A 26470-nucleotide genomic window follows, 5' to 3' on the forward strand; every position below is an offset into this window, starting at 1 on the left:
TCTGGCTAGCGCATCGCCCGTTTTCTTGCATACAAAAACGCTGACAGCTTTTGCCAGCGTTTTTTTCGTGGGATTTGTGCGGCCTCGATGGTCAATCGTGACATGGCGGCAGGGTGGCAGGGCCCTGCTGCCCTGCTGCCGACTCACTGTGTCAGCCAATCTCAATCGTATAGCTGAACACCGCTTCTTCGCCTGCTGCGAGGCGTTCACTTCCCTCGCGGTCGGCGAAGTCGCCATCGAAGTCCTCGTAGTCGGCGTGGCCGTGCCATGGCTCGATGCAGATGAACGGCGCACCGCCCTGGCCCGGGGTCCAGAAGCCCCAGTAGGGGAAGTCCTTGGCGATGACAGACAGCGACTTATCGCTCTTTGTCGAGCGCAGCGTGACCTTGTCCGACTTGAGATTGTGGTAGGCGAGGACGTCGTCCTTGAATTCTTCATAGCAGAGCGGCAGGCGCGTACCCTTGAGCGGTTTCGTGCCATGCGCGCGAAGGTACTGGCCCTCCTTGTTGAGAGGCATGTTCGGCGCATCTTCTTCATGGTTGAACTCGAGGTAATAGTCGGAGAATGCTTCCCCGTGCACAATCGGGCAGCGGAAGGCGCCGTGTGCGCCGATTGAGTAGATCATCTCGTGGTCGTCGTGGTTGTGCACCGTCCAGATGACCTTGACCTGTTTCCCGTGGAGTTCGTAGGCCACCTGGAGCTCGAATTTCCACGGATAGTGCGCGAGCGATTCCTCCGTCCAGCAGAGCGAGAAGGCGATGCGGTCCGCCTCTTTCTCGACGAGCTGGAAATCGGAGATGCGGCCGAGGCCGTGGCTCGGCAGTTCGTACGTCTTGCCGCCCACACGGTACTTGTTGCCCTTGAGCTTGCCGACGATCGGGAAGAGCACCGGTGAGCTGTAGCGCCACCAGGTCGGGTCGCCGTTCCAGAGGTATTCCGTCTCGTCCTCGCGTTCCTTGATGGAGCGCAGCTCCGCGCCGTGATCGCGCACCTGCACGCAGAGCTCGTTGTTCTCGATAGTATAAAGCATTTGATTCCCTCATTTCTTTTTCTGGAAAATTACCTTTTGTTGTTCATTCGCGTTAGGGTCAGTCTATTCCTGCAAGGCAAGGCCAGATTTCTTCCGTCGCTTTGACCAGGAGGTGGGCTGACCGTGTTTTTTGACCTTGCGAAAATAAAGTGGATTGAGACTTTTGATAAAGCCAGAAAGGCGTATACTGGGGAATGTAATCATTCCAGTGCACAGCAAGAGAGATGGAGGAATCGATATGGCAGAACAATTTGACAATCGCTATGAACTCAACAAGCAGCTCGCCCAGATGCTCAAGGGCGGCGTCATCATGGACGTCACGACGCCGAAGCAGGCGCAGATTGCGGAGGAGGCCGGTGCCTGTGCCGTCATGGCGCTCGAGCGCATCCCGGCTGACATCCGCGCGGCGGGCGGTGTCTCGCGCATGAGCGATCCGAAGATGATCAAGGGCATCCAGCAGGCCGTCTCCATCCCGGTCATGGCCAAGTGCCGCATCGGCCACTCCGTCGAGGCGCAGGTGCTCGAGGCCATCGAGATTGACTACATCGACGAGAGCGAGGTCCTGTCGCCAGCCGATGATGTCTATCACATCGACAAGCGCAAGTTCCGCGTGCCGTTCGTCTGCGGTGCGCGCGACCTCGGTGAGGCACTGCGCCGCATTGCCGAGGGGGCCTCGATGATCCGCACGAAGGGCGAGCCGGGCACGGGCGATGTCGTGCAGGCCGTGCGCCACATGCGCAAGATCAATGCCCAGATTGCCGCGCTGACGGCAAAGCGCGAGGATGAGCTCTTTGAGGCGGCCAAGGCACTCGCTGTGCCGTACGCACTCGTCCAGCACGTCCACGACAACGGTCGCCTGCCGGTCGTCAACTTCGCCGCGGGCGGCGTCGCGACGCCTGCCGATGCTGCGCTGATGATGCAGCTCGGCGCCGAGGGCGTTTTCGTCGGCTCGGGCATCTTCAAGTCGGGCAATCCGGCAAAGCGCGCTCGCGCCATCGTGCAGGCCGTGACGAACTACGAGGACCCGAAGATCATCGCGGAGCTCTCCGAAGACCTCGGCGAGGCGATGGTCGGCATCAACGAAGAGGATATCGAGCTCCTGATGGCCGAGAGGGGGGAATGATATGGCAAAGAGAATCGGCGTGCTCGCCGTGCAGGGCGCCTTTGCCGAGCATGAGGCGATGCTCGGTGCGCTCGGTGCCGAATGCCATGAGCTGCGCAATCGAACAGACCTTGAGGAAAAGCCCGACGCTCTCGTGCTGCCGGGCGGTGAGAGCACAGTCCAGCGCAAGATCCTGATAGAGAGCGGCATGCTCGCGCCCATTAAGTCGTGGATCGAGGAGGGCATGCCCGTGCTCGCGACGTGCGCCGGCCTTATCCTGCTGGCCGAGCACCTGAGCAACGATGCGCGCACGTGCTTCAAGACGCTGCCCGTCACCGTGCGCCGCAATGCCTACGGCCACCAGCTCGGCAGTTTCGTCACGGAGGCCGAAGTCCGCCACATCGGCACGATGCGCCAGAATTTCATCCGCGCGCCGTACATCGAAACGGTCGGCCCAGGCGTCGAAGTGCTTTCCGAGACAGACGGCCATATCACTGCCGTGCGCTATGGCCAGCAGCTGGCGCTCGCCTTTCATCCCGAAGTCGGACACGACACGCGGCTACACGAGGCGTTCCTAAACTTGATATGAGAAACGGCGCAAAAAAATAGGAGATACCATCCGGTATCTCCTATTTTCATTTGATGATGTGCTTGCCGCCGATGTAGCGCGGCTGCCAGTAGCTGTTGGAGAGGCTGTCGATGCGGACGCCGCGGCTGGAGGAGGCGTGGATGAACTGGTCGTCGCCGAGGTAGATGCCGCAGTGGGAGGGGCCGGGCTCGTAGGTGGTGAAGAAGACGAGGTCGCCGGGCTCGAGCTGGCTCTTGCTCGTCGTGCGCAGGCCGAGGCGGTACTGGTCGTCGGCGAGACGCGGGATGCTGATGCCGTTCTTGCCGAAGACGTACTGCAGGTAGCCGGAGCAGTCAAAGGCCTTTGGCGTCGCGCCGCCGAAGCTGTAGGGCACGCCGATGTAGGACTTGGCTGTCGAGATGATGCTGCTGACCTTGCTGCGCTCGAGGATCGGCTTATTGTTGGGCACGGTCGGGCCGTAGTTCGGCGCCGTGCTCTTCAGGCGCTCGAGCAGGGCTTCCTTATCCTTGATTGAGCCGTGGTGGATGGACTTTGTATCTTTGAGGGCGCGCCAGGTCGCGTTGTTGACGACGCCTGTCGCGCGCAGGTTGTTGTCCTTCTGGAACTGCATGACGACGCGCTTCGTCTCTTCGCCGAAGATGCCGTCGATGTCCTTGATCGTGTAGCCGACGTTCTGGAGCTTCTGCTGCAGTAGCATGACGTCGCGTCCGGAGGAATTGATCTTGAGGACGGGGGCGGCAAAGACGGTGGCTGAGAACAGCACGGAAAAGAGTCCGGCAAGCAGGCCGGTTTTTATGAGATGACTCCTGTGCATACGATCGAGTCCTTTCCAAGGGTAACAAGGGTCAACGGGGATGATGTGTCAGGATTCGCGCACGTGGTCGAGTCCCTGGCACATGAGCTTGACGACGTGGTCGTCTGCGAGGGAATACCAGGCTTCCTTGCCGTCCTTGCGGTACTTGACGAGCCTGGCCGTGCGCAGGACGCGCAGCTGGTGCGAGATGGCCGACTGGCCCATCTGCAGGGCTTCGGCGATGTCGCAGACGCACATCTCCTCTTCGACAACGAGCAAGGAGAGCAGCTTGATGCGCGTCTTGTCGCCGAGCACCTTGAAGAGCTCCGACAGGCGCAGGCTCGTCTCGTCGTCGAGCTTGTGGGTCAGTGCGTATTGGATCCGCTCGGGATGCGGGTGATTGACCTCGCAGAGCGCGCAACGGTCTTCATTTTTGATGGTATCGTCCATTTGTTTCGTATTTCCTCTCGCATAGGGTATATAGTTATATTATATCAGTTTCAGGGGCGAACCGGAACGAAAATTTTCTTCCCGGCGTGATGTACTGCAGCAGGTTGCACTCGCTCTCGTCGATCATGGCGGCGACATTTGTGCGTGGGTCGGACGGCTGCGGCACGCGGATGATCTGGAGCTCGCCCATGTAGCGGCCGTAGCCTTCGTTGTCGATGGTGATGGCGCCTATGGGGTGCGTCGTCGCGTTGTCGGGCAGGACTCTGGCGTGCATCTCGCGCAGCAGCCGGCGGCTCTCCTGCGCGCGGATGGCATCGCGCGCTTCGTCGAGGCGCGCGGTGAAGGTGTGGGCGAGGAGTTCGCGCTGGACGGGATCCTTCGTCATGTAGCGCGCGTGCAGCGTGACCTGGTCGCCCTGGAGATGGCCGATGGCCTGGATTTCTTCATCGGTCGGCAGGGAGTCGGCGAGGAAGACGGAATCGCAGCCGAGTGCGACGAGGTGGCGGGCGGAGAGCTCGGCCGCTTCGTCGCGGTGCTCTTCTAGTGTCGGCAGGCCGTCCTTGAGCGGCGAGCGCCGGCGCCCCTGGCTCGCGACGAAGGCGCCGACGCGGATGCCGTAGCGGTGCAGCAGGATGTTGGCGTGGACGAGGCTCTGCTCGCTGAGGCCCGTGCCGCGGCGCGGGTAGAAGTTGTGCAGGGCGTCGATGCGCGAGAAGTCCGTGCCGGCATCCTGCAGGTCCTTGAGGATGCGTCGCGTGATCGTCGAGGCGTTGAGTTGGAAGCGCATCTCGGGGAAGCGGTGCGTGAGGCGCGCGATCTCCTCGGCGGAGAAGCCGTAGTCGAGGCGCAGCGTCGTAATGCCGAGCATGCGGAATGAAGTCGGGTTGAAGTCGGGTAGGTCGAGCAGCTGGCAGGTCGCCGGCGAGACGTCGGAGATGACTTCCATGCCGTGGCGGCGCGCCGCCTGCAGCAGCGTGCCGATCTCCTGCTTGAGTGCGCTGACATCCGTCTCAGGGATGTGCAGTGAGGTGAAGATGCGCCGGATGCCATCATGCGCGGCCTCCTCCAAGAGTGCCAGATTCTCCGCCGGCGTGTTGTCGAGGCCGGGATAGAGCGAGATTCCATTATCCATATCCATGTAAAACTCCCTTTCTGTTTGCATATGCGTCTGACAGGGGAAGGTTGTCATTTTTCCTCTGGCGGGTCATCGAAGCCGATGAGCCACGTCGCGATGAAGCCGCCGATGTAGGCCGCGACGAGGCCTAAGAGGTAGACGGGGATATGGTCTGTTGCTGCGGCGAGCGGCAGGCCGGAGATGCCGAGCGTGGCGGCGCCGACCATGAACTGCGCCTGCACGGCACCGCCGCAGGCACCACCGATGCAGGCGCCGATGAAGGGCTTGCCGAGCGGCAGCGTGACGCCGTAGATCAAAGGCTCACCGACACCCATGATGCCGACGGGCAGTGCCGAGGCAATCGTCTTCTTGAGGAAGTGGTTCTTCGTCTTGCAGTAGACGGCAAAGCTCGCGCCGACCTGTCCCGCGCCGGCCATGGCGAGCACGGGCAGGAGGATCGTGACGCCGTAGCGCGAGAGGAGCTCCGCGTGGATCGGCGTGAGCGTCTGGTGGATGCCGAGCATGACCATCGGCAGGAAGGTGCCGCCGAGGATGAAGCCCGTGACGGCGCCGCCAGAGCCGATGGCGCTCGTGGCCGCCGTGCCGATGCAGTCGGACAGGAAGCCGCCTAGAGGCTGCAGCACGCAGATGGCAACGGTGCCTGAGATCAGGAAGGTGAAGAGCGGCGTGAGGAAGAGGCTGAACATCTCGGGGATGATGCGGCGCAGTTGCTTCTCGAGCGCGGCGGCGAGCGCAGCGACGAGCAGCACGGAGATGACGCCGCCGCGCCCCGGCACGAGCGGACCGTCCGTGAGTTCGACCGAGGCGAGTGCGGGATGGGCGAGCAGCGCGCCGAGGATGCCGCCGAGTATCGGCGTGCCGCCAAACTCCTTGGCGGCGTTGTAGCCGACGAAGAGGTTCATGCCCCAGAAGACGGTGCTGCCGCCGATGGCGAGCAGCTGGTAGACGGCCGTCTGGGTAAATGCAGGTTCAACTTTGCTGACGACATTCAAGGTGCCGCTGATGAGGCCGCAGGCGATGAAGGCCGGTATGAGCGGGATGAAGATGCTCGCGATGCGCTTGAAGAGCAGCTTGACGGGCGTCGCGTTCTTGGCGCGAATCTTCGCGTGCAGCGCCTTGCCGTCGCCAATCTCCGGTCTGTCTGATGACTCCGAGAGAGCAGTCGCGGTGGACGGTCCGACTGACTGTGCGCCGTCCGACAGTCCGACTTTGCCGGCAGTCGGACGGCCAGCAGAGGATGGTGATGCTGGGGAAGCGCTAGCGCGTGCCGCTTCGAGTTCCTTCAGGAAGGCCTCAGTCACGCGGTCGACGCGCCCCGGGCCGAAGATGATCTGCAGCTCTTCGCCCGCGTCGTAGACGCCGAGCACGCCTTCGACCTTCTTGAGCGCTTCAATTTGCTCGGGGCTCTTCGCGTGCAGCACGAGGCGCAGCCTCGTCATGCAGTGCGTGGCCGATAGGATGTTGTCGGCAGGGCCCACAAGAGAGAATAGCTGTTTGGCGATATCCGTGTAATTCATGCTTTAACTCCTCCTGCGGCCAGGCGGATGGCGGCTGCCAGATGGCCGGCTGTGCGCTCGAGCAATGCCTTGCCCTCGCCGGCGGAGACGCCTGCGACGACCATGAGGATGGCGAGTTTGGCGTGGCCGTCGGCTCCCTTGAGGGCCTTCTCCGCCTCTGTGCGCTCGCAGCCGCTGCCTTCCATGACGATGCGGATGGCGCGCTCTTCGAGTTTCTTGTTGCTGGCCTTGACGTCGACCATGAGGTTGCCGTAGACCTTGCCGAGCTTGATCATCGTGCCGGTCGAGAGCATGTTGAGCACGAGTTTCTGTGCCGTGCCCGCCTTCATGCGCGTCGAGCCCGTGACGACCTCGGGCCCCGTGACAGGCGTCAGAGCGATGTCGGCGAGCGCGGCGATCTCTGCGTGCTCACTGCACGCGAGCGCAATCGTCAGCGCGCCGAGCTCTCTTGCGTACTTCAGCCCTCCGATGACGTAGGGCGTGCGGCCCGACGCCGCGATGCCGACAAGAACGTCTTTCGCGGAGAAGCCGTGCTCTTTGAGGTCGTGGACGGCGAGGTCCGGGTTGTCCTCGGCACCTTCCTGCGCGCGGAAGATCGCGGGAATGCCGCCCGCGATGAGCCCCTGCACGAGCTCGGGGTCCGTGCCGTACGTCGGCGGGCATTCGGAGGCGTCGAGGATGCCGAGACGGCCCGAGGTGCCCGCGCCGAGGTAGAAGAGACGGCCGCCATTTTCGAGGCGCTGGCTCGTCGCATCAATGGCCCGGGCAATCTCCGGCAGGATCTTCTTAATGGCCGAGGCGATCTTGCTGTCCTCCTGCTGCATGATCGTGACCATCTCGAGCGTCGTGCAGCTGTCGATATGAGCGGAGGCCGGGTTGCGGCGCTCCGTCGTGAGTCTTGATAAATCCAAAGAAAAACTCCTTCTCTCTATCTTTATTGTAGAACATAATACCTATAGTATAACACAAGAGACGAAAAAAGCCCTCCCCGAGAAGGGGAAGGCTCTCTTGCTTGACGGCTCAGCTGACGAGGGACTGACCGAAGTAGACGATGCATCCCATGATGATGACGAACGGGATGTAGATATTGACGGCGAAGTACAGGAGCTTGCCCTCGCAGCCGACCGTGCCGATGGCGGCGACGGCAATCGCGATGTTCTGCGGGGAGATCATCTTGCCGGCGCAGGCGCCCAGCGGATTCGAGGCAGCAATCCAGGCCTGGACGCTCTCGCTCGCGCCGATGGCCATGGCCGAGTCCGTCTGCAGCTTGCCGAAGAGGACGCAGGACGAGGTAGCGGAGCCCGTGATGAACGTGCCGATGGAGCCGATGAAGGCGGCGATGAACGGGTACAACGTGCCCGTCGCGGCGACGGCCGTCTCCGCAATCTCGTGCGTCATGCCCGCATAGCCCATGACCTTAGCCGTGGCGATGACCGTGATGATCGTGATGATGGTGAAGCGCAGGTTCCAAGCCGTGCGGCGCAGGCAGCCCACCATGCTGCCGAAGCCGGCACCCTGGATGGTACCACCGATGAAGGCCGCGAGCAGGATGAGAACACCGGGCGTTGCGAGCCAGGTGAAGGTGTACGGTTCACCGCCGGGACCGTCGTAGATCAGCACGCTGGTCTTGATGAGGTTCAATGGATCATGGATGGCCGGGATGAGCTTCGACGTCATGAGCAGGAAGATGAAGATGAGGATGAATGGCATCCAGGCGCGGACGGCCGTGCCTGCCGTGATGGGCGCTTCGTCGTCATGCGGTGGCAGGGCGTGTTCCGGGTCATTGACGGGGAAGAGCTTGGCACAGGCGATGATGGCGGCCATCGCGACGATGGAACCGCCGACGACGGCGAGCTCCGGGCCCATGAACATGGCGATGGCAAGCTCTGTGGCAGAAAAGCCGACGCCGGCCGCCAGGCACATGAGCACCATGCCCTTGAGGCCTTTGAGGCTGTGACTTGCGACGATGACCATGAGAAACGGGCAGAGGACGGTGAGCGGTATGAGCTGTAGAGCCGTGTAGGTCGCGAGTTGTATCGGGTCGATGCCCGTGACATTGCCGAGCGTGACGATCGGGATGCCGATGGAGCCGTAGGCAGTCGGGACTGAGTTCGCGATCAGGCAGACCATGGCCGCGAGCACCGGGTTGACGCCGATGCCGGCGAGCATGCCGGCTGGTATCGCGACGGCCGTGCCGAAGCCGGCCATGCCCTCGAGGAAGCCGCCAAAGCCCCAGCCAATCAGCAGGATCAGCACGCGGCGGTCATTGCTGACGGAGGTCAGCATCTTCTTGATCGTGTCCATCGCCTTCGTCTGGAGGGTCAGGTTGTAGGTGAAGATAGCGGCGATGATGACGAGCAGGATAGGCCAGCAGGCGAGTGCGACACCTTCGAGCGTCGCCTGGACTGCGTGGGGAATCGTCATGTCATTGACGAAGATGCCGGCCGTCAGGGCGATGACGAGTGCGATTGGGCAAGCCTTGTAAGCCGCTATCTTGAGCACACTCAGCGCGATGATGAGCCATAGGATTGGGGAGAGCGCGATGAGAAACATTTTGTCCTTCCTTTCTATGCTTATCGTTTAAAATGATGGGTTCCATCTGAAAAAGAGATGAATGGATACCTCATTATATAGACAGCTTTCGCAGAAAGTCAATGGTGAAAATAAAGGTTTTATCTTTCTAAGAATAAAAATCTTCAGACAGGAAAACGGGCGGAAAAAACCTCTCCGAAGAGAGGTTTTTTCCTGCCCGTTTACTCAGTAGATTTTCTGGATTTCGTAGCCGTTCGCGTTGAGGGCCTGGATGATCTTCTGGATGTGCTGCTCGTTGTGCGTCTCGACGGTGACGGTCAATACGACCTTCTTGAAGCTGTCGGTGACCTTTGTCTGGTCGTGGTCGAGCTTGATGACGTTGGCATTCTCTTCGGCGAGGATGCGCGAGACGTTGAGCAGCTGGCCCGGCTTGTCCGGCAGCTGGACGGCGAAGCAGAAGACGCGGCCGCGCGCGATCAGAGCCTTGTCGATGAGCGCCGAGATGGTCGAGATGTCGATGTTGCCGCCCGAGATGATCGAGACGACCTTCTTGTCGTGGAACGGCAGCTTCGCGAGTGCGGCGAGCGAGAGGACGCCAGCGCCCTCTGCGACGAGCTTGTGCTTCTCGATCAGCGAGAGCAGGGCGTTCATGATGTCGATCTCCGAGACGGTGATGATGTCGTCAAGGTACTTCTTGCAGAACTCAAATGTCAGCGTGCCAGCTGTCTTGACGGCGCAGCCGTCGGCGACCGTGTCAGCCGAGTCGAGCGTCACGACTTTGTCAGCCGCGAGCGCCGCCTTCATGCAGGCCGCATTCTCCGGCTCGACGCCGATGACCTTGACGTTCGGGTTGACGAGCTTCGTCGCGAGCGCGACGCCCGAGGCGAAGCCGCCGCCGCCAATCGGGCAGAGGATGGCGTCGACATCCTTGAGCGCATCGATGATCTCGAGCGCCGTTGTGCCCTGGCCGAGGAGCACCTGCAGGTCGTTGAACGGGTGGATGTAGACATAACCGTGCTTCTTCTGGAGCTCGAGGCTGTGCGCATAGGCGTCGTCAAAGCCGTCGCCGTGCAGTACGACTTCCGCGCCGAGCGCGCGCGTGCCCTCGACCTTGAGGATCGGCGTCGTCGCCGGCATGCAGATGACGGCCTTGACGCCGAGCTTCCGCGCTGCGTACGCTACGCCCTGCGCGTGGTTGCCGGCCGAGGCCGTGATGACGCCGCGCACGCGCTCCTCCGGTGTGAGCTGGCTGATCTTGTTGTAGGCACCGCGGAGCTTGAAGGCACCCGTATGCTGAAGGTTCTCCGGCTTGAGATAGACATCGTTGTGGCAGAGCTCGGAGAAATAGTCACTGTGGATGAGCCTCGTCTTCCGAGCTACTCCCTCGAGCTGCTTGGCTGCGCGGTAGACGTCGGCAATCGTCGTGCTCTCCACGATCTCGGCATTCGAACGTTTCGACGATTTCTTCTCTTCAGGCATAGTTGCGTCCTCCTTTTTATGCGATACTTCTCGTATTTTATCCAGTTTATCACCTCGGGTGCGCAAAAGTCAATTACAACTTTACAGATGGGCTGAGCAGAGATTTCTTGAAAAAGTACGAGAAGTTTTTGGAGAATTTAGAGGAATTTGCCCATGTGTTCGCGAATTATACACCATGAAAGAGAAATGCTACGGGAGGGATTCATTGTATGGAAAGGTTGGCTCGTATCCTGGTTCCGGTTGACGGATCTGGTGCTTCCGACCAAGCCGTGCGTTTTGCCGCCATTCTGGCAGATGCGACAGGTGCTTCTGTCGACATCCTGCATGTATCGTATTTTGATAGCAGTACGGATGCGGATGAAGTATCGTGGCTGCCGGAATGCGTGGCAGGTCCCATCGGGCCCGAAGCCAAGAAGATCCTCGAAGGGGCGAAGCGGCTTATCCCGGAGGCAGTCCTCTATGAAGCGCATCACCGCACCGGCAGTCCGGCGCAGACGATCCTCGACTTTGCCGAAGAGCGGCGAAGTGACCTGATCGTCGTCGGCAGCCGCCGACTCGATGCACTTCATGCAGCGCTGCTCGGGAGCGTCAGCACGCAGGTCCTCTATGAGGCGAAGTGCCCAGTAACCGTGGTCAAAGAGAATCCTCATCCATAATGGATATCATGCTAAGGGGGTAATACTATGATGAAGAATATCCTGGTACCGGTCGATGGTTCGGAAGGTTCGGACCGTGCTGTAACGGAAGCGATTTCCATTGCAGAGGCTTGTGAAGCGAAGCTCAACTTCCTCTACGTCGCGAACATCAACCAGCTCGCAATCAATGCCTGCCTGTCAGACGCCATTCTCGAGGCCGTGACGAAGGCCGGCAACGTCGTGCTCGACCGCGCGATGGAGATGGTGCCGTCGGGCATCGAGAAGGAAGCGTTCTCGGAGACGGGCTCGCCAGCCGTCGTCATCCTCGACTTCGCGACGAGCAATGACATGGACCTCATCGTCATGGGCAGCCGCGGCCTCGGCGTCGTCAAGGGCGTGCTGCTCGGCAGTGTCAGCCAGTACATCGTAGAGCAGTCGAAGTGCCCGGTACTGGTCGTGAAGTAAGGTTTCATTCGTGTCCTTTTGTGGAAATGAGCCGTCGGCCATAGATGTCCATTGCTCCGCACAGCAAGCTGAAGCTGCGCCATGGACATCTATGGCCGACTTTTTTCTTAAAGGACGGGGAAGGACTGCCCAACGCTGCGCATGACCAGCTGCTGAACCTGTTTTTTGCCTTGGAATCAATCCTTACCAAAGAGCTGAACGCGCTGCGCTTGAACGACGCTCTTTGGCAAGGAGTCTGGTCGGCAAAAAACAGGTTCTTGACGCAGCTGGTCAAAGCTCCGCTTATGGGCAGTCCTTCCCCTGCTTTCGTGGGAAACAAGTTGATAGAGAAAATGCCAGGTATCTGGAAGATGTATCTTCGATGCCTGGCATTTTGTATTGTGCTGACTGTATGACTGGCAGTAGCGGGATGAGAGTTCTTGCTGAACTGATGGGAGTGAAGTCATCTGGGGGTATCCATAAGTGGAGCTTCAGCCTGCTGCGCGGAACGTTGGATACCCCCCAGATGACGCCGCGCTTCTGCGAATTCGAGAAATCAATCTTCGTATAGCAGTACGATCTTTCCCTGCTGGCGCGTGGCGTTCATGTCGATGACGCGCTGGTTGGAGGAGCCGCGGAAATGGAGGGTGAGGTCGCGCAGTTCCTCGACGTACGCACCGTCGACGAGTACGTCGACTTCCGCGAGCAGATCATCTGTCGCCTTGTCGTGGCGCGCCTGGAGTTCTTCGAGCGTGTAGCCCGAGTAGCTCCAGATGTCGAGGCCTGCCGCGTGGATCTCTCTGGCGAGTTCGGCGAGCGGTGCGCACTGCAGGAAGGGCTCGCCGCCGCTGAACGTCACGCCCGTCAGCAGCGGGTTCAGGCGTATCTTCTGCAGGAGCTCCGCGAGCGTTTCCTCGTGGCCGCCCTCGAGCGGCTGCGTCTCCGGGTTCTGGCAGTTCGGGCAGCGGCGCTTGCAACCCTGCACGAAGATCGTGAAGCGGAAGCCGTCGCCGTCGACAATCGAGTCTTCGACGAGGCCAGCGACGTGCAGCGTATCATCTAGTGACATGGTCAATCGTCCTTTCCTTATTGTGGTCATCCCAATAGAAAAGCCGCTGCCGGGGGGAGTGGCAGCGGCTTCTCCTTGCATCAATCAATGCAGGCCGTGCTTGACGCGGTCGTGCTCTTCGGCGCGCTTGGCGTCATTCCAGCGGTCGATGGTGCCGACGAGGTAGCCCGTGATGCGGCGGATGCGCTCGAATTTCTGCGGCTGGAGCTCGTAGCGGATGTCGACCTGACCGTCCTTCGTGGCGGAGAGCTTCAGGCTGTTGACCTTTTCCTTCGTCTGAGCCTGAACATAGTCGATATAATTGACGATCTCCTGCTCGGAGATATCGTTGAGTCCATTTACCGTGACATCAATGCCGTTTACTACCATCTGGGGTCACCAATCCTTCTCTGTATTGAATCCATCTTGCAATCTGTATGTTTAACCATCCCGAGAATCGTGCTTCGTCTCGAGGACTTGCGTCAATTATACAATATGTATTGCTGACGCGTCAAGACACCCACTACATATAGTTTTCTGACAATTCTACTTATCCACAAGAAAAAGTGATTTTTCATGCTTCTAGTAAATATATATTCATCTTGACAAAATCCTGGGAAGGCATGCAGTCGCCTGATTCAAGGCGGGTATCGTGAAGATAGAAAAAGCGAATGAATAAAGATTCTCCATAATAAACTTATCCACAGAAAGCGATGGATAAATCCCAGGCTTTCTGTGGATAAACGGGAACAATATGTTGGGGCTGACTTATCCACAGCCCCTTTATCTTGTGGCGGGTTCCTCCGGCTGCAGGACCGTGCGCGTCGGATACGGAATCTCGATGCCTTCCTCGCGGTAGCGGCGTGTCAGGGCCTTGATGAATTCATGCTTGAGCAGGAACTGATGCTCGAAGTAGCTTGAGTGCAGCACGACATTGAAGTCAATGCTCGACTCGCCGAAGGTGTGGAAGCGGACGGCAGGCTCCATCTTGACATCCTTGTCGATCTGAGCCATGACTTCCTTGGCGACATCGAGCGTCACGCGCTCGACTTTGTCGAGGTCACTGTCGTAGGCGACGCCGACGGGGATGCTGATGACGATGTCCTTGCGCGGCATGCTGTAGTTCGTGATGTTCGACGAGGCAATCTTCTGATTCGGGATGACGATCATGTTGCCGCCGCCGGCCGGCACGATTGTCGTAAAGCGCCAGGTGATGTCCGTGACGCGGCCTTCTTCACCTGTGCTGAGCTTGATGTAGTCGTCGAGGCGCAGCTGCTTCGAGAGAATCAGGTGCAGGCCCGAGAAGATATTCGCGAGCGTCTCCTGCAGCGCGAGGGCGACGGCCATACCACCGACACCCATGGCGGTGAGGATCGGGGCAATCGAGATGCCGTAGTACTGGAGCACGACGAGCACGCCCATCGCGTAGATGACGACGTTGAGGATCGTGTTGAGCAGCGTCGTCTTCGGCAGCTTCTGCTGGGAGCTCTCGATGTGCAGCGAGATGAAGCCGTTGATCGTGCGGGCTGCGACGCGCGTGATCGAGAGGATGATGACGGTGAAGAGGATGTAGGAGAAGAGGCGTGTCAGCGGCTCGATGATGTTGATCGTGTTGACGATCCAGTAAAGGCCGACGACGAGGCAGAGCGAGACGGGAACGCCGCGCAGCGCGTTGATGAAGATGTAGAACCACGAGTTCTCGTCGATGTTCAGGTGATTCTCGATGCGGCGGTTGATGAGCTTGTTGAGCATGATGCCGACCGTCAGCGATGCTGCGAGGATGCAGATCGGGATGAAGAGCATCTCCATCAGGTGTGTCCAGTCAATCCAGGACAGCCAATCATAAGACAAGAAAATAACCTCCTTTAGAATAAAGGCACATCGGATTTGACAAATGGCCTTGCAGTACAAAGTATTTCTATTATACTATAGCTGTGGGAAAAGAAAAGTATAAAATCACGAGATGCAGTGATGCGTCACTTGTATAAAAAGGAGTGTTTTTCATGGCAGAAATCCTGCACAAAGGCAAGCGCCTGCAGATCCGCAAGGCGACAATGGATGACCTCGACTTCATCCTGAAGCTCGAATACGACCCGGAGAACCTCAAGTTCATCGTGCCGTTCGACCGCGATGTCCACACGAAGATCATTGAAGAGGGCAAGGCGTCGATGGACGTCATCGTCGAGGAGATCGAGACGAAGGAGCCGGTCGGTTACCTGCTCATCAACGGGCTGACGACGCCTGCCAAGGAGCTCGAGTGGACGCATGTCATCATCGCAAAGAAGGGCATGGGCTACGGCCACGAGGCGATGAAGCTCCTCAAGGCATGGGGCTTTGATGACCTCAAGTTCCACCGCGCGTGGCTCGACTGCAAGGACTACAATGCGCGCGCGCTGCACCTCTACGAGTCGGAGGGCTTGCAGCGCGAGGGCCTGATCCGCGAGACGATCCTGACGAACGGCGTCTACGAGAACCTTGTGATCCTCGGCATCCTCGACCGCGAATACCAGGAGCGCAAGGCAAAAGGCCTCGAGCTCTGATAATGGGAGAGACGAAACGGCAGCAGACTGGGAAACTCATCAGGGTTTCCCAGTCTGCTGTATTCAGGAGAAAATGCGATGCGTTTTGAAAATAAGGTCGTCTATCAGATCTACCCGAAGTCGTTCCAGGATTCGAATGGCGACGGCTGGGGGGATATCAATGGCATTAGGAGCCGTATGGACTATCTCGCGGGACTCGGGGTCGACTATCTGTGGCTCACGCCGTTCTTCCCGTCGCCGCAGCGCGACAATGGCTACGATGTCGCCGACTACCGCGCAGTCGACCTGCTCTTCGGCACGATGGCGGACCTCGAGGCGCTGATTGCAGAGGCTGAGGCGCGCGGCATCGGCCTGATGTTTGACATGGTCTTCAACCACACTTCGACGGCGCACGAGTGGTTCCAGAAGGCACTGCAGGGTGATGCGAAGTACATGGACTACTACATCTTCCGCGACGGCACGCCCGATGAGCCGCCGACGAACTGGCAGTCGAAGTTCGGCGGCCCGGCCTGGGAGTACGTGCCCGCGCTCGGCAAGTGGTACCTGCACCTCTTCGATGTCACGCAGGCTGATCTCAACTGGGAGAACCCAGCGGTGCGCGAGGAGCTCAAGGACATCCTGCGCTTCTGGAAAGCGAAGGGCGTCAAGGGCTTCCGCTTCGATGTCGTCAACCTCATCTCGAAGGGCGAATTCATTGATGACAAAGAGGGAGACGGTCGCCGTTTCTACACGGACGGCCCGCATGTGCACGAATACCTCAAGGAGCTCGTGCACGACAGCGGCATCGAGGGCATGGTGACGGTCGGAGAGATGAGTTCGACGACAATCGCGAACTGCATTCGCTACACGAACCCCCATGAGCACGAGCTCTCGATGACGTTTTCCTTCCACCACCTAAAGGTCGACTACAAGGATGGCGACAAGTGGTCGCTGATGGCGCCCGACATCCACGCGCTCAAGGAGATCTTCGCCTCGTGGCAGGAGGGGATGGCACGAGGCGGCGGCTGGAACGCCGTCTTCTGGTGCAACCACGACCAGCCGCGCGTCGTCTCGCGCTTCGGCGCGACGGGCCGCTACTGGAAGGCGTCGGCTAAGATGCTCGCGGCTGCCATCCACCTCATGCGCGGCACGCCCTACATCTACCAGGGCGAGGAGATTGGCATGACGAATGCCGACTTCATGGACATCGCTGACTACCGCGACGTCGAGAGCATCAATTACCACGACATCCTGCGTGCCTCTGGCCAGTCGGAGGATGAGACGATGAAGATCATCGGGGCGCGCTCGCGCGACAACGGCCGCACGCCGATGCAGTGGACGGCAGGCGAGTCGGCCGGCTTCACCACAGGCACGCCGTGGCTCGGCGTCAATCGCAACCATGCCGTCATCAATGTCGAGGCAGAGCGCGAGGACGATGACTCCATCCTCGCGTTCTACCGCAGGCTCATCGCGCTGCGCAAGGAGTACCGCATCATCGCGGAGGGTTCCATCCGCTTCCTCGAGCGGGAGAACGACGAGATCCTCGCCTATGAGCGCGAGCTTGAAGGAGAGCATCTGCTTGTCCTTTGCAACTTCCGCGCAGCTGAGATCGCGATGCCGGCGCTGCACGCAGCTGGCGAGAAGCTCATCGGCAATTATCCGGGCATGGCCGCTCATCTGCGCCCCTATGAAGTCATTGCCCTGCGCTGGGTCGAATGAACCCGATGATTATCCTGCAATAAAAAATCAGCTCCAGGTCATGGAGCTGATTTTTTATTGCCGCAACATAGGCGGATCATTCGTCTTCGCGGCACATATGCTTCTTTTTCTTGTCCCGGTACATCTTCTCATCTGCTTCGTGGATGATGGCGTCAAGGTCGCTGAAGGGGGCGAGGCAGAGGACGTAGCCGATGGCGGCGCTGCAGTGGTGTATGTGCATGCTCTGCTCGATGCGGTCGATGATGATGATGGCCTCTTCATCGCTGCGGCAGGGCATGAGCGCGAGGAATTCGTCGCCGCCGAGCCGGAAGATGTGGTCCTTGCCGGCGATGTTCGAGAGGACGTAGGCAATGGTCTGGATCAGGAGATCGCCGCGCGCGTGGCCGAAGGTGTCGTTCATCTTCTTGAGGCCGTTGACATCGATGAAGAAGATGGCGTACATGCTTCCCGGATGCAGGCGATTGGCGATGAAGTCCGTCAGGGCGCGGCGATTGCCGACGCCCGTGAGCTGGTCGATCGTGCTGATCGCGTGCAGTTTCTTGATGTTGTCGCGGTTGCGCATCATGATGGAGGTGACGCGCAGGACGGTGTGCAGCGGCTTGGCGATGGCCGTGAAGCGGTCTTTGGCCGGATTGATGATGGCGATGTAGCCGAGCGAGCGGTGCTCAATCGTGAGCTGGCCGATGGCGTAGCGCTGCCACTCCGTCTGGTGGATGGCCTGGATCTCGGGGTGGCGCTTCTGATAGGCTGCGGCATTGTCGACGAGCAGGACGGGACTGCTGTGGAATGCGTTGTAGAACGCTTTGTTCTCGAGAATAGTGATGTGCTGCAGGCGCTGGCGCAGCGGTGTGGCGTCATCTGGATGCCATTCGTACGTACAGCTTAGATGGAAGCCGTCGGACTCCTCTTCCATCAGGACGACATGCGTGGCCTTGAGCGTGCGCCCGAGCTTTTCCATCATGCGCAGGATGCCGACATTCGGGTCTTCTTCCTGTATGGCGAGGCTCGTGATGTCATTGATGGAGATGTCATCTCTCGTTGTCAGTCTGCCATTTGCGTAGATGGCAAGCATGTGCTCGACATCAAGGCTGTCGGAGAAGATACAGCTGCGATTCTCCCAGGAGATCAGCGTGTTCCAGATGAGGTAGTCCTTGCTGGTGCGCATGGAGTGGAATTGGCGGAAATGGAAGCGGTCACGGCGCAGCTTGTCCTTCGGGCAGGTGCTGCACGGCGCGGATAAGCCCGCAATCAGCCGGTAGCATTTCTGTCCGGCGTACTGGCAGTCGGGCGGCTGTTGGCTGTGCAGGAGCTGGGCGGGGTTGGCGTAGAGGAGGTCGTACGTCTCCGGGTCTGCGATGTAGATGAGACGGTTGGTGTGGTCGAATTTCTCGAGGTCAAAGGGAATCTGATCGTGGATCATGCCCGTGACGCCGAACGACGGCATGTAGTCGAAACAGCGCGAGGAGAGGATCTGGAGGAATTCATCGGAACTGCGGGCTTCGGAGCCGGACTCGAGGGCGTAGCGCACCGAGAAGTGACAGGTGAAGCCCTCAATCTCTGTGATGGTGGTGAGCTCCGCCTGGATCTGCTCGATGAAGGTGCGCATGGTGCCGACGGTTTGCCCCTTGAGGAACAGCACGAAGACACCGCTGCCCGTATGAGCGATGACCGTGGTTGCTGGCATGGTCTTTTTGATGATGGCGCAGATGCGCTTCATCGCTGCGTGCCGAATGGAATCGCCGTAGAGCTTGGCAAATGAGGCAAACTCCGGCACGACGAACATGGCGCCGACATAGCCGACCTTGTTTTGGCGCAGATTGTCGGCGAATTCGACGCTCGCGAGAATCATGCCGCGATAGTTGTAGAGGTCGGTCTCCTCATCGATGAGGTAGAGCTTGCGCTGCAGCTGGTGGTAGCTGCGCTCTTCCTCGACATCGCGGAATTCGCCGAGGAGTCCGACAATCTCGGTTCCCTGATAGATGGGATATTTTGAGAACGAGATGGCGTGCTGGCGGCCGCGTGCGATGCAGCGGCCGTGGCCGTTGTGGATGGGCTCGCCCTTCTGCAGGACGGTCATTTCGCCCTGGTCCATGTAAGTGTCGGAGAGGTGCCAGCCGAGGTCGCGGTCGGACTTGCCGATGAGCTCATTGATGTTCTGGATGCCGTAGTAGCGCAGGAAAGCCGGGCTTGCGCCGCAAAAGTGGCCATCTCTGTCCTTCCAGAAGAGCTTGCGGCTCGAGAACTGCGTCAACGTCCGCCAGAGGGCGGCATCCGTGATCTGGCGTTCCGGGTCCTCCGGCAAGGTCGTGAAACCGTAGGAGGCCATGACCGTGTTGATGAGCCTGTCGCGGTCTGTCAGTTCCTCGAAGACAAAGTCGCGCAGGCAGAGCAGCTGGCAGGGATGATCGTTATACTGGAATGACGTGAGGCTGAAATTGGTCCAATGGAAGCTGCCATTTGGCACCTTGACGCGGAAGAGGTCAAACTTTGTCGAGGCAAGAGGTATCTGATTCCCTTGTGCAAGGTCGTGGATGTACTGCAGGAAGCGCCTTTGGTCATCCTGGTGGATGTGCAGTCTGGCAAATCGCATGAACGCGGTCATGATGCCCTGCAGATGGCTGCCCGCTCTCTTTGATGAGATACTCGCTGTGATGATCTCGATGCGGTTCTGCTGATTGTCGATGAGGTAGATGTCGTGGTAGAACCGCATGAGGTGGCGCACGATGTGGTCGTACTCTTCGTCCGTGGAGGATTCCTGTCCCTGTTGCAGGAATTGCAGCTCCGCGCGGTGGATGTAGAAGCCGTTCGTGCCGGCGATGTTGTGCAGTTTGAGATAGAAGTAGCGGCCGTTGCTGATGAAAAGCTCTGTCTCCATCTGGTGGCTGCGGATGGTCGCATCGGCCAGCGCGCGCAGTCTCACATGGATGACTTGTGGCAATTCGAGCAGGAGCTTGTTTGCTTCCTGGAGGCTGTCAAAATGGCTGAGGCGCAGCATATTCTGGTAGTTTGCGTTGGCGGTGAGGATATGCAGATGGTTCCCGTCGTCTGAGAATAAGGCGGTAGGCGTGTCGGTCACAAGGTTTGTCAGGCCTGCCCGGTGGAAGATTTGCTGCTCGAGCCGCGTTTCGAAGCGGTACGGCTTCGAAAGCGCACCCTCTTCCAGAGGGCGCGCCATCGTGCGGCAGATCGGCCCCTGCATCTTCTCGCAACCGATGCGGCGCAGGAAGTCAGCCTGCTCTTCAGTCTGAACGCCTTCAGCGGCCGTGTGGATACCGAGTGTCTTGGCCATGAGCAGGATGGATGTCAGCAGCTGCCGTGTTGCCTCTGTAAAATTATCGAAGAAGATGCCATCGAGACTGATCTCATCGATGGCGCTGCGCTGCAGTGCAGCAAGCGAGGAATGGCCCTCGCCGAAGTTGTCGAGCGTGACGCTGTAGCTTTCTTGACGCAGACGTGATATGGCCTGCGCGATGATGGCCTCATCCTCGACAAAGGCCGTCTCTGTGATCTCGATCTGCAGATAAGCGTGCGGCACCTGGTACTTCTCGGTCAGGTGATTGAGAACCCGGACAGGGTCCGACACGAGAAAGTCGCGGCGCGACAAGTTGAGTATGACCGGCACGATCGGCAGTTTCTGTCGTCGGCGCGTGTGGAGATTCTGCATGGTCACCTTGGTGACGAAGTAGTCGAGCAGGTGGACCTTGTCGTGTGCTTCGAGCACGGGTATGAAGTCGTGCGGGGCGATGTCCCCGTATTCTGGATCGTGCCAGCGTGCCAGCGCCTCAAAGGCGCAGATCTTGCCCGTTAAGGCACGTAAGACAGGCTCGTAGCAGACGGTGATGCAGCCGCTGCGCAGAGCCTCTTTGAAATGACTCACAATGTAGTCGAGTATGGTGTTGTCCAATGTTGTGTACCCCTTCCCCGATATAGGTATCACGTTCTAGCTATTATTTTATACCATTATATCATTTTTCGGGGGGGTGCAGAACAATTTGCTCTGTCTTTTTTAGGACGAGACGAGATTTTTGGAGCAGGACCATCTTTTAAGACAGATGTCCTTTTCATTTCGTTTGGTATTGATTACAATAGAAACAAGAACAAGCGATAGCCTGACAGAAGAAATCTGACGATTGTAAACAGAGTGAACAGAACGTCAGAGCTTATGCATTGACCTGATGATTAGGAGGATTTATCATGAAAGCAGAAGAGATCCTGGCACACGTAGACCACACGCTCCTGAAGCAGACGGCGACCTGGGCCGATATCCAGCGCATCTGCGATGAGGCGGTGAAGTACCACACGGCGACGGTCATGGTGCCGTCGGCTTATGTGCCGCGCATTGTGGCTGAATATGGGGACACGCTGAAGGTCGCGACGGTCGTCGGCTTCCCGAACGGCAACTGCAATACGGCAGCAAAGATCGCGGAGACGGCACAGGCGCTCGCGGACGGCGCGCAGGAGATCGACATGGTCATCAATATCGGCATGCTCAAGGCCGGTGAGACGGACTATGTGACCGACGAGATCCGCGCGCTCAAGAAGCTCTGCGGCGAGCGCGTGCTCAAGGTCATCGTCGAGACTTGCTTCCTGACGGAAGATGAGATGGTCGCAGCCTGCCACTGCGTGACGGACGGCGGTGCGGACTTCATCAAGACGTCGACGGGCTTCGGCTCGGCAGGAGCAAAGCTCTCGGATATCGACTGCTTCAAGAAGCACATCGGCCCGAAGGTGCAGATGAAGGCTGCGGGCGGCATCCACACGCGCGAGGAGATGGAAGCGTTCCTCGAAGCGGGCTGCACGCGCCTCGGCGCCAGTGCGGCAGTCAGTGTCCTCAAGGATGAGCTCTGATTGATAGACTCGGTTGTTCAGGATATATTGTAGAAAGGAATGACAGACATGCAGGCATTCAAGCGCGCATTCATCATTGTTCTCGACAGCTTCGGCATCGGCGCGGAGCCGGATGCGAAGGAATTCGGCGACGGCGACTGCAACACGCTGCGCTCCATCGTCGCGTCGAAGGAGTATGATACGCCGAATATGAAGAAAATCGGCCTCTTCAACATCGACGGTGTCGGCTGCGGCACGCCGGAGGCTCAGCCAATCGGCGCCTTTGCCCGCCTGCGCGAGCTCTCGCGCGGCAAGGATACGACGACGGGCCACTGGGAGATTGCGGGCATCGTCTCGGAGCGCCCGATGCCGACGTATCCGGACGGCTTCCCGCCGGAAGTCATCGCCGAGCTTGAGAAGGCGTTCGGCCGCAAGATCATCTGCAACAAGCCGTATTCAGGCACGCAGGTCATCCACGATTACGGCCGCGAGCAGAAGGAGACGGGAGCGCTCATTGTCTACACATCGGCTGACAGCGTGCTGCAGATTGCGGCGCACGAGGACGATGTGCCGGTTGAGCAGCTCTACGACTACTGCCGCATGGCGCGCAAGATCATGCAGGGTGAGCATGGCGTCGGCCGCATCATCGCGCGCCCGTATGTCGGCGAATATCCGAACTACACGCGCACGTCGCGCCGCCATGACTTCTCGCTCGACCCGACGGGGGACACGATGATGGATGCGCTCGTGCGCAAGGGACTCGCGACGATCGGCGTCGGCAAGATCTCCGATATCTTCGCGGGCCGCAGCATCAGCCGCACGCTCGGCATCAACAAGAACAACGAGGACGGCATGGAGAAGACACTGAAGCTCATGGATGAGGATTTCACGGGGCTCGCGTTTGTCAACCTCGTCGACTTCGACATGCAGTACGGCCATCGCCGCAATATCGATGGCTACGCGAAGGCAGCGACCGTCTTTGACCGCCAGCTCGGCGAATTCATGGCGAAGATGAAGGACGACGACATCCTCATGATCACGGCGGACCACGGCTGCGATCCGGGCGCTCCGGGCACGGATCACACGCGCGAGTACGTGCCGCTCCTGATGTACGGCAAGCACGTCAAGGCGGGACTCAATCTCGGCACGTATCCGACGTTTGCGATGATCGGTGCGACGATCTCGGACATGTTCGGTGCAGACCTCTACACGAAGGGCGAGAGCCTGCTGCCGCGCATCATCGGATGATACACACCTCCCTTCGGGGAGGTGTAGAGGGGAATAAATCAAAATATATCGAATAAGGGGAATATTATTATGCGCATGTACGATCTAATCACGAAGAAGAAGCACGGAGAAGTCCTGACGGACGCTGAAATCACCTATATGATCGACGGGTATGTCAAGGGGGATATCCCCGACTACCAGATGTCGGCAATGCTCATGGCCATCTGGTTCCAGGGCATGACGGATCACGAGATCACGGAGCTCACGAAGGTCATGGCCAAGTCTGGCGACATGATTGACCTCTCGGCCATCGCGGGCAAGAAGGTCGACAAGCACTCGACGGGCGGTGTCGGCGACAAGACGACGCTGATTTGCGCGCCGATTGTCGCGGCCTGCGGCGGTAAGGTCGCCAAGATGAGCGGCCGCGGCCTCGGCCACACGGGCGGCACAGTCGACAAGCTCGAGTCGATCCCGGGCTACCAGACGGCGCTCTCGCGCGAGAAGTTCTTCGACACGGTCAACAAGTGCGGCGTCAGCGTCATCGGACAGTCGGGCAACCTCGCGCCGGCCGACAAGAAGCTCTACGCGCTGCGCGATGTCACGGCGACAGTCGACTGCATCCCGCTGATTGCCTCGTCGATCATGAGCAAGAAGCTCGCCGCCGGCTCCGACTGCATCCTGCTCGATGTCAAGACGGGCAGCGGTGCCTTCATGAAGACGCTCGATGACTCCATCAAGCTCGCGCAGACGATGGTCACCATCGGCGAGCTCGCCGGCCGCCGCACGGTCGCCCTGATCACCGACATGGACACGCCGCTCGGCTACGGCATCGGCAACAGCATCGAGGTCATGGAGTCGATGGACGTCCTCAAGGGCAAGGGTCCGGCCGACCTGCGCGAGGTATCGCTGCAGCTCGCCGCCAACATGCTCTACCTCGTTGGCAAGGGCACGCCGGAAGAATGCCGCGCAATGGCCGAGCAGTCGATTGCTGACGGCAGTGCCTTCGAGACGTTCTGCACGATGGTCCGCGCCCAGGGCGGCGACGACAGCGTCCTGCGCGATTACACGAAGTTCCAGCAGGCACCGTACCGCGCCGAGATCAAGGCTGAGCGTTCGGGCTTCATTACGAAGATGAACGCCGAGGAGATCGGCGAGACGTCCGTCGTGCTCGGCGCTGGCCGCGAGACGAAGGAGAGCGATATCGACTTCTCGGCAGGCCTCATCCTGCACAAGAAGTACGGCGACGAAGTCAAGGAAGGCGACACGCTCGTCACACTCTACACCTCGAAGGAGTCGGCTCTTGCTGACGCCGAGAAGATGTACCGCGATGCCATCGCCATCGGCGACGTCCAGCCCGCAAAAGAGCCGCTCGTCTATGCGCGCGTCGAGAAAGACAAAGTCGAGAAGTATTGATACGGAAAGAGGGAAGAGAAATGACGGATCAGGAACTCATCGAAGTGGCGAAAGCCTATCGCGAGCGCGCCTATGCGGCCTACTCGCACTTCAAGGTCGGTGCAGCCGTGCTGACGAAAGACGGCAAGGTCTTCGGCGGCTGCAACATCGAGAACGCCAGCTATCCCGTCACGAACTGCGCGGAGCGTACGGCCATCTTCAAGGCCGTCTCCGAGGGATACCGGGAGTTCGCGGCCATCGCGATCGTCGCCGACACGCCGGGCCCGTGCTCACCGTGCGGCATGTGCCGCCAGGCCATCAGCGAATTCAAGATCCCGCGCATCATCATGGCAAACCTCAAGGGAGCCGTGCAGGTGGCGACACTCGCGGAAATCCTCCCGTTTGCCTTTACGGATAATGACCTCTGATATATAATGGAAAAGTCGGTCACGTGTCTCTTTTTGGTCGGTGGCCGCGACGATCTCATTTCAGCAAAAGAATAGGAGAGACTTTATGTATTTCGTCATCAATCTCATCGGCGTGCTGGTCTTCCTAGCCGTCGGCGTGCTTCTCTCAAAGAAGCGCAAGGACATCCACTGGCGCGGCGTCGGCTCGCTGCTCGCGCTCAACGTCTTCATCGCCTGGTTCCTGACCTCCTTCCCGATTGGCCGCGACATCGTCCAGGGCGCAGCCGCAGGCTTCACCTGGCTCGTCAGCGTCGCCTACGAGGGCATCGCCTTCGCGTTCCCGGATTGGGTCCACGTGCCGCAGATGAACTTCTTCACCTCGGCCCTGCTGCCGATCCTCCTCGTCGTGCCGCTCTTCGATATCCTGACGTACATCGGCCTGCTGCCATTTGTCATCAAGTGGATCGGCAAGGCACTGGCCTTCCTCACGCACGAACCGAAGTTCGAGTCCTTCTTCGCCATCGAGATGATGTTCCTCGGCAACACCGAGGCGCTGGCCGTCTCAAGCCTCCAGCTCAAGCGCATGAAGGCTGACCGCTGTCTGACGCTCGCCATGATGTCCATGAGTTGCGTCACAGCCGCCCTGATCGGCGTCTACACGAAGATGATGCCGGCCGAGTTCATCCTGACGGCAGTGCCCTTGAACGTCATCAATGCGCTGATTGTCACGAACTTGCTGCATCCGGTCAAGATCACGGAGGAAGAGGATACCGTCGCCCGTCTCGATGACGGCGGCAAGGAGCGCGAGCCGTTCTTCTCGTTCCTCGGCAACTCCATTCTCGGCGCCGGCAAGCTGGTCCTGATCATCTGCGCGAATGTCATCGCGTTTGTCGCACTCGCGAAGCTCATCGACATGCTGCTCGTGCTGATCCATCCGGCCATCACGCTCGAGAACATCCTCGGCTGCATCATGTTCCCGTTTGCCTGGCTGCTCGGCCTCGATTCGACGGAAGCCTTCGCGATGGCCCAGTACATGGGCACGAAGCTCGTCACGAATGAGTTTGTCGTCATGCTCAGCGTACAGGATCTCCTGAGCACCTACAGCCGCCACATGCAGGGCGTGCTGACGGTCTTCATCACGTCGTTTGCCAACTTCTCGACGCTCGGCATGATCATCGGCTGCTTCAAGGGCCTCGTCGACGACAACAAGAACGACCTGATCTCCCGCAACGTCGGCTACATGCTGCTCTCGGGTATCCTCGTCTCGCTCTTGTCCGCAGGACTTGCCGGTCTCTTCATCTGGTAATACAAAGAATCTCCGCAGATTTTTCTGCGGAGATTTTTTATGAAAAAAGATAAAAAGGTGTTGACAGGAGAAAGATGGGATGGTAAGATATATATCGTTGCAGGCGGCAATCACGCAGCAGGGCAACAAAACTGAATAGCTTCTTATAGTAGAGCATTGTGGAGAGTTGTCCGAGTGGTTGAAGGAGCACGCCTGGAAAGCGTGTATACGGGGAAACCTGTATCGAGAGTTCGAATCTCTCACTCTCCGCCATTTTTATATCCTTTTTCAGGTCGGGCCGCAGTGCCTGGGTCTTGCGCAATGGAGCCTCGTGAACCAC

Annotated in this window: 24 protein-coding genes and 1 tRNA gene; 13 read left to right on the plus strand and 12 right to left on the minus strand. The window is 59.2% G+C overall.

Annotated elements, in window-relative coordinates:
• Nucleotides 1-151 precede the first annotated feature (151 nt).
• Complete coding sequence (locus QDI87_RS09320; RefSeq protein WP_278743096.1) at nt 152-1030, minus strand: aldose 1-epimerase family protein; 879 nt, start codon at nt 1028-1030, stop codon at nt 152-154.
• A gap of 238 nt (nt 1031-1268) precedes the next feature.
• On the opposite strand from QDI87_RS09320, the gene pdxS reads away from it, so the two are divergent.
• Both pdxS and pdxT read left to right on the plus strand, forming a co-directional pair.
• Nucleotides 1269-2153: a pyridoxal 5'-phosphate synthase lyase subunit PdxS gene (gene pdxS, locus QDI87_RS09325; RefSeq protein WP_278743098.1), complete on the plus strand. Its 885-nt coding sequence runs from the start codon at nt 1269-1271 to the stop codon at nt 2151-2153.
• 1 nt (nt 2154) lies between these two features.
• Nucleotides 2155-2721, plus strand: a complete 567-nt coding sequence (pdxT, locus tag QDI87_RS09330) for a pyridoxal 5'-phosphate synthase glutaminase subunit PdxT (RefSeq protein WP_278743100.1) — start codon at nt 2155-2157, stop codon at nt 2719-2721.
• Nucleotides 2722-2767: 46 nt separating this feature from the next.
• Here the strand turns inward: pdxT and QDI87_RS09335 are convergent, their stop codons facing one another.
• The 7 genes from QDI87_RS09335 to ilvA all read right to left on the minus strand — a co-directional run bounded on the left by QDI87_RS09335 (nt 2768) and on the right by ilvA (nt 10627).
• Nucleotides 2768-3535, minus strand: coding sequence for an NlpC/P60 family protein (locus QDI87_RS09335; RefSeq protein ID WP_278743102.1), 768 nt, complete (start codon nt 3533-3535; stop codon nt 2768-2770).
• 48 nt (nt 3536-3583) lie between these two features.
• Nucleotides 3584-3964 (minus strand): ArsR/SmtB family transcription factor, encoded by a 381-nt coding sequence (locus tag QDI87_RS09340; RefSeq protein WP_172674675.1) that lies wholly within the window; start codon nt 3962-3964, stop codon nt 3584-3586.
• Between the two features lie 34 nt (nt 3965-3998).
• Nucleotides 3999-5102, minus strand: a complete 1104-nt coding sequence (locus tag QDI87_RS09345; protein WP_341460091.1) for a DUF871 domain-containing protein — start codon at nt 5100-5102, stop codon at nt 3999-4001.
• 47 nt (nt 5103-5149) lie between these two features.
• Nucleotides 5150-6616 carry a PTS transporter subunit EIIC gene (locus QDI87_RS09350; RefSeq protein ID WP_278743104.1) on the minus strand — a complete coding sequence of 489 codons (1467 nt, stop codon included), beginning with the start codon at nt 6614-6616 and terminating at the stop codon, nt 5150-5152.
• On the minus strand, nt 6613-7527 hold the full coding sequence (gene murQ / locus QDI87_RS09355; protein WP_278520524.1) for an N-acetylmuramic acid 6-phosphate etherase: 915 nt from the start codon (nt 7525-7527) through the stop codon (nt 6613-6615). Before murQ ends, QDI87_RS09350 begins: the two co-directional genes overlap by 4 nt.
• A gap of 109 nt (nt 7528-7636) precedes the next feature.
• Complete coding sequence (locus tag QDI87_RS09360; protein WP_278743106.1) at nt 7637-9169, minus strand: L-lactate permease; 1533 nt, start codon at nt 9167-9169, stop codon at nt 7637-7639.
• Between the two features lie 204 nt (nt 9170-9373).
• Nucleotides 9374-10627 (minus strand): threonine ammonia-lyase, encoded by a 1254-nt coding sequence (gene ilvA / locus QDI87_RS09365; RefSeq protein ID WP_036376295.1) that lies wholly within the window; start codon nt 10625-10627, stop codon nt 9374-9376.
• Nucleotides 10628-10836: 209 nt separating this feature from the next.
• On the opposite strand from ilvA, the gene QDI87_RS09370 reads away from it, so the two are divergent.
• Genes QDI87_RS09370 through QDI87_RS09380 form a run of 3 tightly spaced genes read left to right on the plus strand, consistent with a single transcriptional unit; the run spans nt 10837 to nt 12122 of the window.
• Entirely contained in the window at nt 10837-11283 is a 447-nt protein-coding gene (locus QDI87_RS09370) for a universal stress protein (protein WP_278743108.1), read from the plus strand.
• 27 nt (nt 11284-11310) lie between these two features.
• Nucleotides 11311-11727 carry a universal stress protein gene (locus tag QDI87_RS09375; protein WP_005840368.1) on the plus strand — a complete coding sequence of 139 codons (417 nt, stop codon included), beginning with the start codon at nt 11311-11313 and terminating at the stop codon, nt 11725-11727.
• A 44-nt stretch (nt 11728-11771) separates the two neighbouring features.
• The gene (locus QDI87_RS09380) at nt 11772-12122 is read left to right on the plus strand and encodes a hypothetical protein (RefSeq protein ID WP_051652201.1); all 351 of its coding nucleotides are present in this window, start codon (nt 11772-11774) and stop codon (nt 12120-12122) included.
• A gap of 140 nt (nt 12123-12262) precedes the next feature.
• Here the strand turns inward: QDI87_RS09380 and nrdG are convergent, their stop codons facing one another.
• The 3 genes from nrdG to QDI87_RS09395 all read right to left on the minus strand — a co-directional run bounded on the left by nrdG (nt 12263) and on the right by QDI87_RS09395 (nt 14563).
• Complete coding sequence (gene nrdG / locus QDI87_RS09385; protein WP_036376306.1) at nt 12263-12775, minus strand: anaerobic ribonucleoside-triphosphate reductase activating protein; 513 nt, start codon at nt 12773-12775, stop codon at nt 12263-12265.
• A gap of 84 nt (nt 12776-12859) precedes the next feature.
• Nucleotides 12860-13144, minus strand: coding sequence for an anaerobic ribonucleoside-triphosphate reductase (gene nrdD / locus QDI87_RS09390; RefSeq protein ID WP_036376309.1), 285 nt, complete (start codon nt 13142-13144; stop codon nt 12860-12862).
• Between the two features lie 393 nt (nt 13145-13537).
• Nucleotides 13538-14563: a mechanosensitive ion channel family protein gene (locus tag QDI87_RS09395; RefSeq protein ID WP_051652205.1), complete on the minus strand. Its 1026-nt coding sequence runs from the start codon at nt 14561-14563 to the stop codon at nt 13538-13540.
• A 194-nt stretch (nt 14564-14757) separates the two neighbouring features.
• Here QDI87_RS09395 and QDI87_RS09400 point away from each other — a divergent pair, with 194 nt between their 5' ends.
• Both QDI87_RS09400 and treC read left to right on the plus strand, forming a co-directional pair.
• Complete coding sequence (locus tag QDI87_RS09400) at nt 14758-15294, plus strand: GNAT family N-acetyltransferase (RefSeq protein WP_036376312.1); 537 nt, start codon at nt 14758-14760, stop codon at nt 15292-15294.
• Nucleotides 15295-15372: 78 nt separating this feature from the next.
• Nucleotides 15373-16992, plus strand: a complete 1620-nt coding sequence (gene treC, locus QDI87_RS09405; RefSeq protein ID WP_278743114.1) for an alpha,alpha-phosphotrehalase — start codon at nt 15373-15375, stop codon at nt 16990-16992.
• Nucleotides 16993-17068: 76 nt separating this feature from the next.
• On the opposite strand, the gene QDI87_RS09410 is transcribed toward treC, so the two are convergent.
• The gene (locus QDI87_RS09410) at nt 17069-20896 is read right to left on the minus strand and encodes an EAL domain-containing protein (protein ID WP_278743116.1); all 3828 of its coding nucleotides are present in this window, start codon (nt 20894-20896) and stop codon (nt 17069-17071) included.
• A 290-nt stretch (nt 20897-21186) separates the two neighbouring features.
• On the opposite strand from QDI87_RS09410, the gene deoC reads away from it, so the two are divergent.
• From deoC to QDI87_RS09440, 6 genes are all read left to right on the plus strand, one after another.
• Nucleotides 21187-21840, plus strand: a complete 654-nt coding sequence (gene deoC / locus QDI87_RS09415) for a deoxyribose-phosphate aldolase (protein ID WP_278743118.1) — start codon at nt 21187-21189, stop codon at nt 21838-21840.
• A 48-nt stretch (nt 21841-21888) separates the two neighbouring features.
• Entirely contained in the window at nt 21889-23067 is a 1179-nt protein-coding gene (locus QDI87_RS09420) for a phosphopentomutase (RefSeq protein WP_055161119.1), read from the plus strand.
• A 69-nt stretch (nt 23068-23136) separates the two neighbouring features.
• Nucleotides 23137-24459, plus strand: coding sequence for a pyrimidine-nucleoside phosphorylase (locus QDI87_RS09425; RefSeq protein WP_278743123.1), 1323 nt, complete (start codon nt 23137-23139; stop codon nt 24457-24459).
• 20 nt (nt 24460-24479) lie between these two features.
• Entirely contained in the window at nt 24480-24866 is a 387-nt protein-coding gene (locus QDI87_RS09430) for a cytidine deaminase (RefSeq protein ID WP_036376337.1), read from the plus strand.
• Nucleotides 24867-24951: 85 nt separating this feature from the next.
• Entirely contained in the window at nt 24952-26151 is a 1200-nt protein-coding gene (locus QDI87_RS09435; RefSeq protein WP_036376339.1) for a NupC/NupG family nucleoside CNT transporter, read from the plus strand.
• A gap of 160 nt (nt 26152-26311) precedes the next feature.
• Nucleotides 26312-26403, plus strand: a tRNA-Ser gene (locus tag QDI87_RS09440).
• Nucleotides 26404-26470 lie beyond the last annotated feature (67 nt).

Origin of the sequence: Mitsuokella jalaludinii, from assembly GCF_928722185.1 — a bacterium.
GTDB lineage: Bacteria > Bacillota > Negativicutes > Selenomonadales > Selenomonadaceae > Mitsuokella > Mitsuokella jalaludinii.

Coding starts and splice junctions, on each gene's coding strand:
- QDI87_RS09400 (WP_036376312.1), top strand. CDS start 14,758: ATGGCAGAAATCCTGCACAAAGGCAAGCGCCTGCAGATCCGCAAGGCG.
- pdxS (WP_278743098.1), top strand. CDS start 1,269: ATGGCAGAACAATTTGACAATCGCTATGAACTCAACAAGCAGCTCGCC.
- QDI87_RS09350 (WP_278743104.1), bottom strand. CDS start 6,616: ATGAATTACACGGATATCGCCAAACAGCTATTCTCTCTTGTGGGCCCT.
- ilvA (WP_036376295.1), bottom strand. CDS start 10,627: ATGCCTGAAGAGAAGAAATCGTCGAAACGTTCGAATGCCGAGATCGTG.
- nrdG (WP_036376306.1), bottom strand. CDS start 12,775: ATGTCACTAGATGATACGCTGCACGTCGCTGGCCTCGTCGAAGACTCG.
- treC (WP_278743114.1), top strand. CDS start 15,373: ATGCGTTTTGAAAATAAGGTCGTCTATCAGATCTACCCGAAGTCGTTC.
- QDI87_RS09420 (WP_055161119.1), top strand. CDS start 21,889: ATGCAGGCATTCAAGCGCGCATTCATCATTGTTCTCGACAGCTTCGGC.
- pdxT (WP_278743100.1), top strand. CDS start 2,155: ATGGCAAAGAGAATCGGCGTGCTCGCCGTGCAGGGCGCCTTTGCCGAG.
- QDI87_RS09370 (WP_278743108.1), top strand. CDS start 10,837: ATGGAAAGGTTGGCTCGTATCCTGGTTCCGGTTGACGGATCTGGTGCT.
- nrdD (WP_036376309.1), bottom strand. CDS start 13,144: ATGGTAGTAAACGGCATTGATGTCACGGTAAATGGACTCAACGATATC.
- QDI87_RS09375 (WP_005840368.1), top strand. CDS start 11,311: ATGATGAAGAATATCCTGGTACCGGTCGATGGTTCGGAAGGTTCGGAC.
- QDI87_RS09425 (WP_278743123.1), top strand. CDS start 23,137: ATGCGCATGTACGATCTAATCACGAAGAAGAAGCACGGAGAAGTCCTG.
- QDI87_RS09320 (WP_278743096.1), bottom strand. CDS start 1,030: ATGCTTTATACTATCGAGAACAACGAGCTCTGCGTGCAGGTGCGCGAT.
- QDI87_RS09335 (WP_278743102.1), bottom strand. CDS start 3,535: ATGCACAGGAGTCATCTCATAAAAACCGGCCTGCTTGCCGGACTCTTT.
- QDI87_RS09340 (WP_172674675.1), bottom strand. CDS start 3,964: ATGGACGATACCATCAAAAATGAAGACCGTTGCGCGCTCTGCGAGGTC.
- deoC (WP_278743118.1), top strand. CDS start 21,187: ATGAAAGCAGAAGAGATCCTGGCACACGTAGACCACACGCTCCTGAAG.
- QDI87_RS09435 (WP_036376339.1), top strand. CDS start 24,952: ATGTATTTCGTCATCAATCTCATCGGCGTGCTGGTCTTCCTAGCCGTC.
- QDI87_RS09430 (WP_036376337.1), top strand. CDS start 24,480: ATGACGGATCAGGAACTCATCGAAGTGGCGAAAGCCTATCGCGAGCGC.
- QDI87_RS09395 (WP_051652205.1), bottom strand. CDS start 14,563: ATGGAGATGCTCTTCATCCCGATCTGCATCCTCGCAGCATCGCTGACG.
- QDI87_RS09345 (WP_341460091.1), bottom strand. CDS start 5,102: ATGGATATGGATAATGGAATCTCGCTCTATCCCGGCCTCGACAACACG.
- QDI87_RS09380 (WP_051652201.1), top strand. CDS start 11,772: ATGTCCATTGCTCCGCACAGCAAGCTGAAGCTGCGCCATGGACATCTA.
- QDI87_RS09360 (WP_278743106.1), bottom strand. CDS start 9,169: ATGTTTCTCATCGCGCTCTCCCCAATCCTATGGCTCATCATCGCGCTG.